At 69.4% G+C, this 12,531-nt stretch carries 15 protein-coding genes; 3 read left to right on the top strand and 12 right to left on the bottom strand.

Going from position 1 to position 12,531, the window contains the following annotated elements; all coding sequences use genetic code 11:
• Positions 1-272, bottom strand: a 272-nt coding sequence (locus VGV06_17340) for a hypothetical protein (protein ID HEV2056908.1), incomplete at its 3' end; no start/stop codon positions are given.
• A 118-nt stretch (positions 273-390) separates the two neighbouring features.
• On the opposite strand from VGV06_17340, the gene VGV06_17335 reads away from it, so the two are divergent.
• Both VGV06_17335 and pepE read left to right on the top strand, forming a co-directional pair.
• Positions 391-1,194, top strand: a complete 804-nt coding sequence (locus tag VGV06_17335) for an HAD-IIA family hydrolase (protein ID HEV2056907.1) — start codon at positions 391-393, stop codon at positions 1,192-1,194.
• Entirely contained in the window at positions 1,194-1,895 is a 702-nt protein-coding gene (gene pepE, locus VGV06_17330) for a dipeptidase PepE (protein HEV2056906.1), read from the top strand. The genes VGV06_17335 and pepE overlap by 1 nt, the downstream gene beginning before the upstream one ends.
• Positions 1,896-1,904: 9 nt before the next feature.
• Here pepE and VGV06_17325 read toward each other — a convergent pair whose 3' ends face one another.
• A complete protein-coding gene (locus VGV06_17325) occupies positions 1,905-2,243 on the bottom strand; it encodes a hypothetical protein (protein ID HEV2056905.1) in 339 nt (112 codons plus the stop codon).
• Between the two features lie 12 nt (positions 2,244-2,255).
• Here VGV06_17325 and VGV06_17320 point away from each other — a divergent pair, with 12 nt between their 5' ends.
• Positions 2,256-2,498: a hypothetical protein gene (locus VGV06_17320; GenBank protein ID HEV2056904.1), complete on the top strand. Its 243-nt coding sequence runs from the start codon at positions 2,256-2,258 to the stop codon at positions 2,496-2,498.
• A gap of 38 nt (positions 2,499-2,536) precedes the next feature.
• Here the strand turns inward: VGV06_17320 and VGV06_17315 are convergent, their stop codons facing one another.
• The 10 genes from VGV06_17315 to VGV06_17270 form a co-directional block, all read right to left on the bottom strand.
• Positions 2,537-3,022: a low molecular weight protein arginine phosphatase gene (locus VGV06_17315; protein HEV2056903.1), complete on the bottom strand. Its 486-nt coding sequence runs from the start codon at positions 3,020-3,022 to the stop codon at positions 2,537-2,539.
• Positions 3,019-4,011, bottom strand: coding sequence for an SDR family oxidoreductase (locus tag VGV06_17310; protein HEV2056902.1), 993 nt, complete (start codon positions 4,009-4,011; stop codon positions 3,019-3,021). The genes VGV06_17315 and VGV06_17310 overlap by 4 nt, the downstream gene beginning before the upstream one ends.
• Before the next feature lie 84 nt (positions 4,012-4,095).
• Positions 4,096-4,932: an SDR family NAD(P)-dependent oxidoreductase gene (locus VGV06_17305; protein HEV2056901.1), complete on the bottom strand. Its 837-nt coding sequence runs from the start codon at positions 4,930-4,932 to the stop codon at positions 4,096-4,098.
• A 10-nt stretch (positions 4,933-4,942) separates the two neighbouring features.
• Positions 4,943-6,604 (bottom strand): ABC transporter substrate-binding protein, encoded by a 1,662-nt coding sequence (locus tag VGV06_17300; GenBank protein HEV2056900.1) that lies wholly within the window; start codon positions 6,602-6,604, stop codon positions 4,943-4,945.
• A gap of 20 nt (positions 6,605-6,624) precedes the next feature.
• Positions 6,625-7,827 (bottom strand): cytochrome P450, encoded by a 1,203-nt coding sequence (locus tag VGV06_17295; protein ID HEV2056899.1) that lies wholly within the window; start codon positions 7,825-7,827, stop codon positions 6,625-6,627.
• A gap of 81 nt (positions 7,828-7,908) precedes the next feature.
• On the bottom strand, positions 7,909-9,330 hold the full coding sequence (locus VGV06_17290; GenBank protein ID HEV2056898.1) for an AMP-binding protein: 1,422 nt from the start codon (positions 9,328-9,330) through the stop codon (positions 7,909-7,911).
• Positions 9,327-10,685 (bottom strand): UbiD family decarboxylase, encoded by a 1,359-nt coding sequence (locus VGV06_17285; GenBank protein ID HEV2056897.1) that lies wholly within the window; start codon positions 10,683-10,685, stop codon positions 9,327-9,329. Before VGV06_17285 ends, VGV06_17290 begins: the two co-directional genes overlap by 4 nt.
• An 11-nt stretch (positions 10,686-10,696) precedes the next feature.
• Positions 10,697-11,452 carry an ABC transporter permease gene (locus tag VGV06_17280; GenBank protein ID HEV2056896.1) on the bottom strand — a complete coding sequence of 252 codons (756 nt, stop codon included), beginning with the start codon at positions 11,450-11,452 and terminating at the stop codon, positions 10,697-10,699.
• A complete protein-coding gene (locus tag VGV06_17275) occupies positions 11,449-12,237 on the bottom strand; it encodes an ABC transporter ATP-binding protein (protein HEV2056895.1) in 789 nt (262 codons plus the stop codon). The genes VGV06_17280 and VGV06_17275 overlap by 4 nt, the downstream gene beginning before the upstream one ends.
• Before the next feature lie 9 nt (positions 12,238-12,246).
• On the bottom strand, positions 12,247-12,531 hold a 285-nt coding region (locus VGV06_17270), incomplete at its 5' end, for a hypothetical protein (protein HEV2056894.1).

The following is a 12,531-nucleotide window of genomic DNA, read 5'->3' as shown; positions in this document are numbered from 1 at the left end:
GTCGCACCGGGGGGCGGCTGCGCTGACTCGTCGGCCTCGAGGTCGCGGAGAATGTCGGACAGCCGGGACATCATGACCGAGTAGATATAGAAGCCGATCATGGAGAGGACCAGCGCCGAGCCCAGGCCGATCTGGGCGACGTGGTGGTTGAGCACGTCGAGGGCGTAGAGCGTGTAGACGAAAAGAAGCAGCGGCAGGACGGAGATCAGCGCGAAGACGACCGAGGAAGCCCGTCTCAGCGTGTAGGTGCGGGTTCTAGCGGCTCTCGCCATGGCTCGACTCTAGCGCGGGAGCCGCGCAGGACGCACATTTTTCCTCGCCCCGACCCGCAGCCCGCCCTGCGCGCCGGCCCACATGCCCGCGTCTGCGCCTACATGGTAGTATCCGGCCGTGACCCGATCCCGGCGCGGGCTGCGCGAGATGCGCGGCTTCATCTTCGATCTCGACGGCTGCGTGTGGACCGGCGACGTGCTGATATCGGGCGCCGCCGACGTGCTGGCGCTCCTGCGGGGCCAGGGCAGGGCGCTCACGTTCCTCACCAACAACTCGCGGGCACGCGCGGCGACCATGCAGGCCAAGCTCGAGCGGCTGGGCATCCAGGCGGCCGTGAACGAGGTGCTGACCCCGCTCGAGATCCTCGGTCGCGTGCTCGACACGCACGTCGGCCCGGCCTCGCGGGTTCTCGCCATCGGCGGCTCCGAGCTCGAAGCCGCGGTCGTGGACGGCTCGCACAGCCTGGTGCCCATGGACCGCTACCGCGAGGCGCAGGCCGTGGTCGTCGGCAACGACTTCGACTTCTCCTACGAGCGGCTGACGGCAGCCTCTCGGGCCGTCGCCGGCGGAGCAGCCTTCCTCACGCCCAACCTCGATCCGCGGCTGCCCGTTGAGGGCGACGACTTCCTCCCGGGCTGTGGCGCGATCGTCGAGGCCGTGGCGGCCGCCGCGGGCTTGCGCCCGCTTGTCGTGGGCAAGCCGGAGCCGCCGCTGTTCGAGCTGGCGCTCGCGCGCATGGGGCTCACCGCGGAGGACGCGGCCATGGTGGGCGACAGCGTGGACTCCGACATCCGCGGGGCGCGCCGCGTGGGGCTGACGGCCGTGCTCCTGGCCCCCAAGGGCGGTCTCGACGGCGTCGCCCACTACATGGTCAAGTCCATGAGCCAGCTGCGCCGCCTGCTCGAGACCTACAGCCCCTGATGCGGGTCTACCTCCATTCGGGCGGCCTGCTCCTGAGGCCCGAGGGGCTGCGCGACGTCGCCGACTTCCTCGGGGGGCTGCGCCGCGTCGCGCTCTGCACCGCCGCCAGCCTCTACGACGAAACCGTCTCTTTCGAGCGGCTCAAGGGCTTTCTCGCGCCCCCGCCGCCGGAGGGCGCCGGGCTCGAGCTCCTCCACCTGCGCTGGAACGACCGGCCGCTCGAAACGCTCGCGGGAGCTGAGGCGCTCTTCATGGGAGGCGGTAACACCTACGCGCTCCTCAAGCGCCTCCGCGCGGCGGGGCTGCTGCCCGCCATCCGCGAGCGCGTCCTGAGCGGCATGCCCTACCTCGGCGCCAGCGCCGGCTCCAACGTGGCGGGGCCGACCATCCTCACGACGAATGACTGGAACGTCGTCGCGCTCGACCGCTTCGACGCCCTCGGGCTCGTCTCCTTCAACATCAACCCGCACTACAAAGAGACGGACCCCGCCATGGCGCCCGGCAGCGAGACGCGGGACGAACGGATTGGCGAGTACCACGTCGTGAACGCCAATCCGGTGGTGGGCCTCGAGGAAGGGGCGCTCGTGCAGGTCGAGGACGGTGTGGTGACGGCGCGGGGCACGGCGAGGATCAAGATCTTCCGGCGAGGGCAGGAGCCGACCTGGCACCAGCCCGGCGAGCGGCTGCCGATCGAGGCCTGAGGCGCGCCGCTACTCCGCGCGCATCGTGGTCAGCGTGGTGTTCTGGGCGCCGAGCGTGGCCGCAGCGCGGTCGACTCGCACGATGGCCTGGATCGTCGCGAGGCGGTTGGGCGGGACGGTCGGCCCCGTCGGCGTGATGGACCAGGAGCGGGTGATGCCCGGCTCAGGCGTGTCCGTGCCGTTCGTCGGTCCGGGCACGAAGGGCTGGTTCCTCAGCTGCTCCATCATCTGCCGCGCGAAGGCCGTGGCCTTGGACTGGCCGCCGCCGGCGACCACGCTGACCGAGCCCTGGGCGAGCATGCTCAGCAGCGCCACGAGGGCCACCGCGAGGAAGGTCACGGCCAGCATCACCTCACGCCCATGCTCCGCGCCTTCGGGCTCATCGAGGCGAAGAACCTGCCGGTGGCGTCGCACCACTTCCCGGAGCTGATGACGCCGCTGCTGGGGGCCTCGCCCAACGCGCTCTACATCGAGTACCTGCCGTACTTCGTGGACGGAATCTTCGAGCAGGCGCCCGTGATCGACCGCGGCATGATCCGCCCGCTCGACGTGCCGGGCCACGGCATCCGCTTCCATCCCGATGTGCTGAAGACGGCGCAATAGCGCGGGATCGGGAGCGTCCAACCGGCCCGGCTGCGGAGCTAGGGCGTGGAGAGCGTCACGAGCAGGCGGTCGACGCTCATGGTGAGGCAACGCTTGATCTCGTCCCGGCAGGCGCGGTAGCGCTCTTCCCCCTGGTCGAAGGGATCGCCGATGTCGCCCTCCTCGCCCGCGAACTCCTTCAGGGTGAAGATGGGCCGCCCCCGCGCTTCCTCGTACGTCCCAAGCATCTCCTTCTGCTGCGCGGTCATGGTCAGGATCAGGTGGGCCTTGGCGATCAGATCGCGGTGCCGCCGGAGGTCCGTCGAGGTCATCGCGTCCTCGGCGAGATGGATCCCGTCCTCGCGGAGGACGATCCGCGCGTCGAGCGAGGGGATCATCCCGTCACGCGCGTGGTTCGCGATCCCTCCCGAGCGCACCAGCACGCGCCCGTGGGCCTCGCGCTCGGTGAGCATCTTCTCGAGGAGCACGTGGGCCATCACGCTGCGGCAGGTGTTGGCGTGGCAGACGAGGAGGACGGTCCTCACCGCTCTTCCCGGGGCCACTGCCAGAAGCGGACGCCGCGCCCGACCTCTTTCCACTCGTCCTTGGCGCGCTCGGTCAGGCTCTTGCCAAAGAGCGTCCCCGGCGGCTCGTGGAGGCTCGGTCCGAACGTCTCGGGCAGGAGCTTCACCAGCTCTTCGGGGTCGAGCCGGCGGTCGGCGTCGATGCGGCGGATCGCCTGCGGCTGGGCCAGGAGCGTATAGCCGTAGCCGAAGGAATGGAAGACCTGCCCGTTGACGTGGGCCGCGGCATCGCTCGCGAGGAAGACGACGAGCGGCGCCACGTTGTCCGGGTCGCGCTCGGTGCCGATGGCCTGCTCGCTCGGCCACTTGCCCGTCTCGTCGAAGATCTTCTTGCCTCTGGGAGTCGAGTCGATCATGCGCGTGGCGCCGCTCGGCATGATCGCGTTGGCCGTCACGTTGTACTTCGCCATCGCGTTCGCCGTCGACCAGGTCAGGCCGATGATGCCCGCTTTCGCGGCGCTGTAGTTGGGCTGGCCGGGCGCGCCGAGCGCCGAGACCGACGACATGCTGACGATGCGGCCGGCCTTCTGCTCGCGCATCGCGATGGAGGCGGCGCGGGTGCAGAAGAAGGTGCCGTCGAGATGGACTGCCAAGACAGCGTCCCACTCGTCCTTGCTCATGTTGAAGATCATGCGGTCGCGCAGGATGCCGGCCACGTTCACGAGGATGTCGACCCGGCCCCACGTCTTGACCGCCTGCTCGACCATCTCCGTCGCCTGCTTGAAGTCGGCGACCGACCCGTAGTTGGGGACGGCGGTGCCGCCCGCCTTCACGATCTCGTCCACCACCTTGGCGGCCGGGCCCGTCGCTACGCCTTCGCCGTCGAGCCCCGTGCCGAGGTCGTTGACGACGACCTTCGCGCCCGCCTTCGCCAGCGCGAGCGCGATGCCCCGGCCGATGCCCCGCCCGGCTCCCGTTACCACCGCGGTCTTTCCCTCGAGCATTCCCATGGTCACTCCCGTGGTTGTCGCTGGTAAGAGTTGTCCCCGATCAACGTCGCCGGATCATCCCCAAAGGGGTCATCCCCCAAGAGGTCATCCAATGAAGAGGCCGCCGTTCGGGGAGAGCCACTGTCCCGTGAAGAAGGAGCTGTCGTCGGAGGCGAGGAAGAGCGCCGTCTGCGCGACCTCGCCGGGCTCCGCGTAGCGGCCGAGCGGCGTCCGCCCGATGACGGCTTTGCGCATCAGGTCGGACATGGGCTGCGTCATGGGCGTATCGATGAACCCGGGACAGATCGCGTTCACCCGGATCTTCCGCGAGCCGACCTCCCGGGCGACCGCCCGCGTGAAGCCGAGGATGCCCGCCTTGGCCGCGCTGTAGTGCGGCACGTTCTCGAGGCCCATGAGCCCGGCGACGCTCGACAGGTTGATGATGACACCCTGGTCGCGGCGGCTCATCAGGCGGAGCGCCTCCCGCGTGCAGAAGAAGGTGCCGTTGAGATGCACCGCGATCATCCGGTGCCAGGTCTCGTCCGTCATCGTCTGCGTGATGTCCCAGTGGGTCTGGATGCCCCGGCCGCTCAGCTGCTCCATGATCCGGGTGTCGGATCGATCACGGAGCGTGTCGCGATCCGCCGTGGATGTCCCGGCGCTGCCGATGCCCGCGTTGTTGACGAGCACGTCGAGCGACCCGAACTCGCGCTCGACCTCGGCGAACATGGCCTTGACCTGCGCGCTGTCGGCCACGTCGGCCTGGATCGCGCGGGAGCCCGAACCCCCGGCGTCGAGCATCTCCACGGTCTCGAGGGCGGCCTGCTCGTTCACGTCGTTCGCGATGACCCGCGCGCCTTCCTCAGCGAACAGCGTTGCGATCGCGCGGCCGATCCCCGACCCTGCGCCCGTGATGAGGGCGATCCGGTCTTTAAGTTTCACGCGCGATCGGTCAACGATCGAGCCAGGCTGCCATCAGGCGCCCGCCGTAGTCGTGGCCGATGTTCGGGCCGAAGTTCCTGACGTAGGGCTCCCAGGCCGCGACGGCGCTGACCGAGGCGCCGTAGAACGCGTAGACCTGTACCGAGATGTAGCGCTGGATGTCGTAGATGATCTCGCGCCGCTTGGCCACGTTGAAGGTGCGGCGCTGGAGCCGGATCATGTCGGCGAGCTTGGGATCGTTCACGCCGGAGGCGTTGAGCGCCTGCCCGGGCATGAAGTAGCGGTAGAGATAGCTGTCGGGGTCGGCCCAGTGGCCGAAGAGTCCGGTGGCTATCTTGTCGAACTTGCCGAAGAGCGCCGTCGAGACGAAGGCGCCGTACTCCTTCATCTTCAGCTCGGCCTCGATCCCGCCCTTCTTCCAGCCCGCGAGCGTCACCTCCACCCCGTCCATGTAGTCGGGACCGTACCCGGCCGTGGTCTCCATCGTGGTCTTGAGCCCGCTCGGGTAGCCGGCCTCGGCCAGGAGCCGCCTGGCTTCCCGCGGGTCGTACTCGTACAGCCGCCGCCCCTCGGCCGGGAGCTGATCGATGGGGATGGACCACTCCCTGAAGGCGGCGGGCATGGCCGGGTTGGGCGCCCCGTGCCCCCCCTGGGACCAGGAGTTGGTCTCAAGAACCTCCTTCCAGTTTGAGGCCATGGCGAGGGCGCGGCGCACCCGGATGTCCTTGAACGGCTCCTGGTCGAGGTGCACCCAGGTGATGCCGCCGAAGGCCACGATGTAGTCCTGCGTCTGCAGCGCCGGCTTGCGCTGCTTGGCCGCGGCCAGGTCGCTCCGGCGCACGACCATCCCGTACTCGGGTGCGAAGTCGTACCGGCCGGCCAGCCACGCGGCGAACGCCGAGGCCGGATCGGTCTCGATCGACATGTCCACGCCGTCGGCGTGGGGCAAGCCAGCCACGAAATAGTTCGGGTTGCGCAGGAAGGTCAGGCGCAGGTTCGGCTCGTAGCGCTCGAGCATCCAGGGCCCGGTGCCGATGCAGGTCTCAGGCTTCTTGAGGTCGCCATACTGTTCGACGACCTCCTTGGCGATGATCCAGGTCGACGTCGACGCCAGCGCCTCGAGCAGCCAGGCGAAGGGCTCCTTCATCGTGAACTTGACCGTGTACTTGTCGACCGCTTCGATCTTCTCCACCTGCTCCAGCATCCCGCGGTTGGGATTGGTCGGACCCATGAAGCGCTCGTACGTGTACTTGACGTCCTCGGCCGTCACCTCGCGCCCGTTGACGGGCGGCTTCGGGTGCCACCGCGCGCCGCGGCGGAGCTTGAAGATGTACGTGGTGTCGTTGGGCTGGGTCCACGACTCGGCCAGGTCGGGCTCGATCGGCGTGGTGCCGGGTTTCACCGAGGGGCCGGCCTTGACCCTGACGAGCCGGCTGTGGGTGAAGGACAGCGGCACCATGGTGGTGAAGGCCACGGTCTGCTGCGGATCGAAGTGGGGCGGGGCGAGGGCGAAGCGGATGCGGAAGGTCCCTCCGCGCTTCGGCGCCTGAGCCTCGGCCCTGCTTGGATCGAACAGATGCAGGCCGGATCCGGCGGCGCCGGCGGCGACAGCGACGCCGCCCAGCTTGATCAGGTCCCGACGGCTGACGGGGGAAACGAGAGGATTGTCCATGTCTGTTCCTCGTCCTGTGTTCAGAACGTGACCGGGAGCGTCTTGAGCCCGCGGAGCACGGACGACTCCCGCCACTCCGGAGTGTCCGAGACGAGCTTGAGCGCGCGCCAGCGGCGCAGCAGGGTGCCGATGGCGACCTGGCCCTCGATACGGGCCAGCGGGGCGCCGAGGCAGAAGTGGATGCCGAAGCCGAAAGCGATGTGCCGGTTCTCCTGCCGGGTGACGTCGAGACGGTCGGGGTCGGCGAAGTGCGCGGGATCCCGGTTGGCCGCGCCGATGACCGCCGCGACGATAGAACCCTTGGGGATCGGCTTGCCGCCGATCTCGACGTCCGCCATGGTCATGCGCCCCGTCCGCTGCACGGGCCCGTCGAAGCGCAGCAGCTCCTCGACGCCCGTCTGGATCAGCGCCGGATCGTCCGCGAGGGCGCGCAGCTGGTCGGGGTGCCGGAGCAGCGCGAGGACCCCGTTGCCGATCAGGTTGACCGTGGTCTCGTGGCCCGCGATGAGCAGCAGCGCGCAGGTGGCGACGAGCTCCGGCTCGCTGAGCTTGTCGCCCTGCTCTTCGGCGGCGATCAAGGCCGAGAGCAGGTCCGGCTGGGGACTCTTTCGGCGCACGGCGATGAGCGAGCGGAAGTACTCTCTCAGCGCGTCGCCGGCCTCCTGGCCGCGCGTGATGACTTCCGACCCGGCCGGCAGGATGGCCGCGTCGAGGCTTCGCGCGATGTCCGCAGACCACTGCTTGAAGACGACCTGGTCCGCGGTGGGCACGCCGAGCATCTCGCAGATGACCGTCACCGGGAGGGGGTACGCGAGGTCCGCGATCACGTCCATGCCGCGGGCGCCCTCGACCCGGTCCAGCAGCCCGTCGACGATCTCCTGGATGTGCGGACGCATCGCCTCCACGACCCGCGGCGTGAACGCCCGGCTCACGAGGGCGCGCAGGCGCGTGTGGTCGGGCGGGTCCCGGAAGAGCATGTCGCGGGTGTTCGCGGGGCGAACGGATGCTGCGCCGAGCCGCGCTTCCATGAGCTCGGCTATGCCCTCGCGGCCGAAGCGCGGGTCGCGCAACACCATGACCGTGTCGTCGTAGCGCGTCAGGACCCAGATGCCGAGCGCGCTGAGATGGACTGGGTCTTCCTCTCTCAGCCGGCGGTAGAACGGGTATGGATCCGCGTGGAACTCCGGCAGGAGCGGATTAAACACGACCTCGCTGGACGCCACCTTGAGCCCGCCTTTCAGAGCTGGATGCGAAGACTGGCGGGAGTCTACGCGGGTTTGGGGAGCCGTGTCAAAGGCCCTCTCTCAGCCCCCTTCAGGGACGCCGAGGCGCCACTTGAGGACCTTGCCCGTCGCGCTCTTGGGCAGCTCGCTCACGAGGGTCACGCGGCGCGGATACTTGAAGGAGGCCAGCCGCTCGCGGCAGAAGGCCACCAGCTCGTCCGCGTCGGCGCGGGCGCCGGGCCGCAGCGTGACGAAGGCCGCCACTTCCTCCCCCAGCTCGGGGTGCGGTGTCCCGACCACGGCGGCCTCCGCCACCGCGGGGTGATCCAGCAGCGCGGCCTCGACCTCGGCGGGCACCACGGAGTAGCCGCCGCGCAGGATCAGGTCCTTCTTTCGTCCCACGACGCTGACGAACCCTTCGGGCGAGAGTGTCGCCAGGTCGCCGGTCTTGAACCACCCGTCCTGGATGACCGCGCGGGTCTCCTCCTCGGCGCGGAGATAGCCGTCCATGGCAGCGGGAGTGCGGATCCAGAGCTCGCCGGCCTCGCCTGGCGCGAGCGCCTGTCCTTCGGGGTCGACCACGCGCGCCTCGACCCCGGGCACCGGCCGGCCGATGGCGTCGGGCAGATCGGTTGGATCGTCGGCGAGGTACGAGATCGGGCGGAAGAGCTCGGTCATTCCGTAGCCGCGCACGATCCTCACGCCGGTGCGCCGCCGCCACGCCTGGCTGAGCTCCCACGGGCAGGGCGCCGCCCCCGACACGGCCAGGCGCAGGCTCGAGCATGCCGCCTCCGAGACGGAGGCGACCTCGAGCATCCGCTGGAACATCGTCGCGACGGCGGGGAGGACCGTGACTCCGTGGCGCGCGATGGCGCGCAGCGTCTCCTCGGGAGAGAAGCGCTCCTGGATCGCCACGGTGGCGCCCGCGAGCAACGGCGCCAGGAGCGCCCCGTTGAGTCCGAAGGAGTGAGCGAGCGGCAGCGCGGCCAGCACGACGTCCTGCGGCGTGAGGCGCATCACGGGCCCAGCCCATGATTCATTGGCAAAGCGGAGCGCGGCGTGGGAGAGGACGGCGCCCTTGGGCCGCCCCGTGCTGCCCGAGGTGTAGAGGATGAGGGCGGGCGCCTCGCCGTCCGCGCTGTCCGACATCGGCTCCGCCTCCCGCACCTCCTCCTCGTCCACCTCGTCCACGATCAGGGCGGGCCCGAGGTGCGCCAGGATCCTGTCGCGCTCGCCGGCCGCGAGGAGCGGGTTGAGCGGAGCCACCGTCGCGCCCAGCTTGAGCACGCCCCAGAGCGCGGCCGCGAAGCGCCACCCGTTCGGCAGCTGGAGTACGGCAGTGTCGCCCGCGCGGAGGCCTTGGCGCGCGAGCCGGCGCGCCAGTCCGCCCGCGCGCAGCTCGAGCTCGCGCCACGTGAGCGCGCCGCCGTCCCAGACGAGGGCGGGGGCATCGGGCCGCCGGCGCGCGGCCGCGTCGAGCAGCGCGGCGAAGCTCTCCGTCACTGAAGCCCGAAGTCCTTCAGGGTGATCCGCTTCCAGGCTTCGGGCGGCACGCGGTGGCGGGGCGTGTAAGCGGCGAGCGACGGCTTGGCCGTCGCGTCCACGCCCCACTTGGCGGAGTAGCCGTCTTCCTTGGTCGAGGGATCGAGGTCTGAGCCGCGCGCGTGGGTGATGATGGCGATGTCGCGGTCGGGCTGGCAGCGCGTCGCGATCGCCCACGTGACCTGCCGGTCGTCGAAGATGTCCACGTCCTGGTCCACCACGACCACGCGCTTCATGTAGAGGTCGGCGCCCAGGACCGAGAGGATGGCGTTCTTGGCCTGGCCCGGTAGCCGCTGCTCGATCGAGACGTAGCAGGTGAACGGGCCCGGGACGCGGACGGCCTTGACCGAGGGCACCATGGCGCGCACGGCGCGGTAGAGGTTGGCCTCCATCGGGATCGTCGAGAGCAGCATGTGGTCGAGGTGGGCGACCGAGATGTCCTGGAAGAAGGCGCCCGCGCGGTGGGTGATGGCCTTGACCTTGACCACCTCGCGCGGCCGCTCGCCCAGGCTGTAGCCGGTGAACTCGCCGAAGGGGCCCTCGGGCGTGCGCGCGCCCGGAAGGATGTCCGCTTCGATGATCATCTCCGCGTGCGCCGGCACGAGCACGTCGGAGGTCTCGCACTTGACGAGCTCGAGCGGCTCCCGCAGCAGCGCGCCCATGATGCCGCGCTCGTCCTCGTCGATCGAGCCGATGGCGAGCGCGCCGAGCGCGATCGCGGGATGCACGCCGATGGCGAAGGCCACGGGCAGGGGCTCGCCGCGGGCCTCGGCGATCCTCTGGAACTCCCAGAGATGCTTGCCCGCCGTCAGGTGAATGGACGTCGTGTCGCGTCCCTTGATCATGAGGCGGTTGTAGGCGCAGTTCCAGATCTCGCGGGTGGGGTCCTTGGCAAAGGAGATCGCGGCCGTCAGGTAGGCGCCCGCGTCGCCTTCATGATGGAGGATCTGGGGCAGATCGTAGAGGTTGATTTTGTCGCCCGTGAGCACCACGTCCTTGCACGGCCCGCTGTTCACGATCTTCGGCGGGATGGGCTTGTCCATGGCGCGCAGGTACGTCGCGAGCATCTGGTCGGGCGCTGAACCCATCGCGAGGGCCAGGCGGGAGCGGCTCGCATGGAGGTTGGTCAGCACCGGGAACTTCGTGCCCTTCATGCGCTCGCAGATCAGCACCGGGCGGCGGCGCCCCTCGCGCTCGAGCTTGACCACCAGCGCGGTCAGCTCATACGCCGGGTCGATCTCCTTCGAGATCACGGCGATCTCCTCGGGCTTGCTGCGCTTGATCAGGTCGAGGTACGCGGGAAGGTCTTGAGCCATCGGTCGCTCCTTCAGTTCGAGCGTTGGATCCAGGGACAGCCCACGCGCTCCAGCCACTGGAGCAGCCAGGTTGAGGCGACGCCGAGCAGGCCGAAGGTGACCACGCCCGCGAACACCTGCTTGGTGTCGAGGAGCTGGAAAGCTTCCCAGAGGAGGAAGCCGAGCCCGGCCTTGGTCGCCTCGATCTCGGTGATGAAGACGAGGATGAGCGCCATGCCCGCGCCGAGCCGGAGCCCGGTGAAGATGTTGGGCAGCGCGCCGGGCAGGATGACCTTGGTGAAGGTCTGCAGTCGGCCCGCGCCGAGGTCGTGGGCGGCCTTGAGCAGGACGGGGTTGATGGACTTCACCCCCGCCATGGTGTTGACCAGCACGAGGAAGAGCACGCCGATCGCGATCGTCGCGATCTTGGACGGATCGCCCAGGCCGAACCAGAGCAGGAAGAGCGGGAAGAGCGCCGACTTGGGAATGGGGTAGACGGCGGCGACCCACGGGTCGAGCAGGTCCTCGATCCAGCCGATCGCTCCGGCCAAGAGGCCCAGGAAGACGCCCACGGCGGCGCCGTAGACGAAGCCCTGCACCACGCGGTTGAGACTCACGAGCACGGCCCAGGGCAGCTGGCCCGATCGCGTCATGTCCCACATCGTGGCGAGCACCGAGAGCGGCGCGGGCAGGAAGAGCTCGCTGAGCTTTCCCGTCTGGATGAGGAGCTGCCAGGCCACGAGGAGTCCCAGGACCGAGGCGATTTTCCGGAGGTGTGACGCGGTCATGTCGCCATCGCCCGCTGGACCTCTTCGCTGAGCTCGGTGTCGAGGCGGTCGAGCATCTCGGCCTCGGCCCGCCCTGTCAGGTGGCGGGGGCGCGCGAGGGGCACGTCCACGATGTGCCTGATCCGGCCCGGGTGCGCGGTCATGAGAACGATGCGACTGCCGAGAAGCACCGCCTCCTGCAGGCTGTGCGTGACGTAGACGAAGGTCTTGCCGGTCTCGCCCCAGATGCGCAGGAGCTCGTCCTGGAGCACGCGCCGCGTCTGGGCGTCGAGCGCCGCCAGCGGCTCGTCGAAGAGGACGATCTGGGGATCGTTGGCAAGCGCCCGCGCCAGCGCGACGCGCTGCCGCATCCCGCCGGAAAGCTCGTGAGGGTAGCGGTGCTCGGCGCCCTTGAGGTTTACCAGGTCGATCAGCCGACGCGCCCGCTCCTCACGCTCGCCGCGAGCCACGTGTCGCACCTCGGGGCCGAAGACGATGTTGCCCATCACGGTCCGCCACGGGAAGAGGGCATAGTCCTGGAAGACCATGCTCGTCAGCTTGCCGTTGGACTTGTCGCAGGGCGAGACGCCGCGCGTAATAGATGGAAAGCGGATCTCACCCGAGGACGCCGCCTCGAGGCCGGCGATGATCTGGAGGAGCGTGGACTTGCCGCAGCCCGAGGGGCCGAGCAGGATCAGGAACTCGCCGGGCGCCACGTCGAGAGTGATAGACTCGAGCGCGCTCACGCGCTCGCCGGTGCGCTCGATGAGCCAGACCTTGCCGACGTCGCGGAGGGCCAGGAGCACGCGGGGTGCCTACTCGAGGAAGGAGAGGTCGACCACGCGCTCCATCGGCACCTTCTCTTTCACCCAGCCCATCTGGTGGAACCAGTCCTGCATCGCCGCGAGGTCCCGCACTCTCGGCTTCGCGCCCGCGTCGAGGTAGACGGGAATGGTGCCCTGGATGATCTCGACGGACAGCTTCATGTGCTTCGAGATGATGCTCGCGATCTCCGGGTCCTTGAGGCCGCGCTGGTTGTAGAGCTTCACGCCCTGCAGGTAGGCCTGGAGGAAGTCGCGCGCGACCTTCGGCCGCTCCTT

The organism is Candidatus Methylomirabilota bacterium, assembly GCA_035936835.1.
Lineage (GTDB): Bacteria > Methylomirabilota > Methylomirabilia > Rokubacteriales > CSP1-6 > AR37.
The sequence above is the reverse complement of the archived record's forward strand: the minus strand, read 5'-3'. Positions and strand labels throughout refer to the sequence as shown.

Bases quoted from the DNA above. Each gene is read 5' to 3' on its own strand.
- VGV06_17325 (HEV2056905.1), bottom strand. From the start codon at position 2,243: ATGCTGGCCGTGACCTTCCTCGCGGTGGCCCTCGTGGCGCTGCTGAGC.
- VGV06_17310 (HEV2056902.1), bottom strand. From the start codon at position 4,011: ATGGGAATGCTCGAGGGAAAGACCGCGGTGGTAACGGGAGCCGGGCGG.
- VGV06_17280 (HEV2056896.1), bottom strand. From the start codon at position 11,452: ATGACCGCGTCACACCTCCGGAAAATCGCCTCGGTCCTGGGACTCCTC.
- VGV06_17285 (HEV2056897.1), bottom strand. From the start codon at position 10,685: ATGGCTCAAGACCTTCCCGCGTACCTCGACCTGATCAAGCGCAGCAAG.
- VGV06_17300 (HEV2056900.1), bottom strand. From the start codon at position 6,604: ATGGACAATCCTCTCGTTTCCCCCGTCAGCCGTCGGGACCTGATCAAG.
- pepE (HEV2056906.1), top strand. From the start codon at position 1,194: ATGCGGGTCTACCTCCATTCGGGCGGCCTGCTCCTGAGGCCCGAGGGG.
- VGV06_17320 (HEV2056904.1), top strand. From the start codon at position 2,256: ATGCTCCGCGCCTTCGGGCTCATCGAGGCGAAGAACCTGCCGGTGGCG.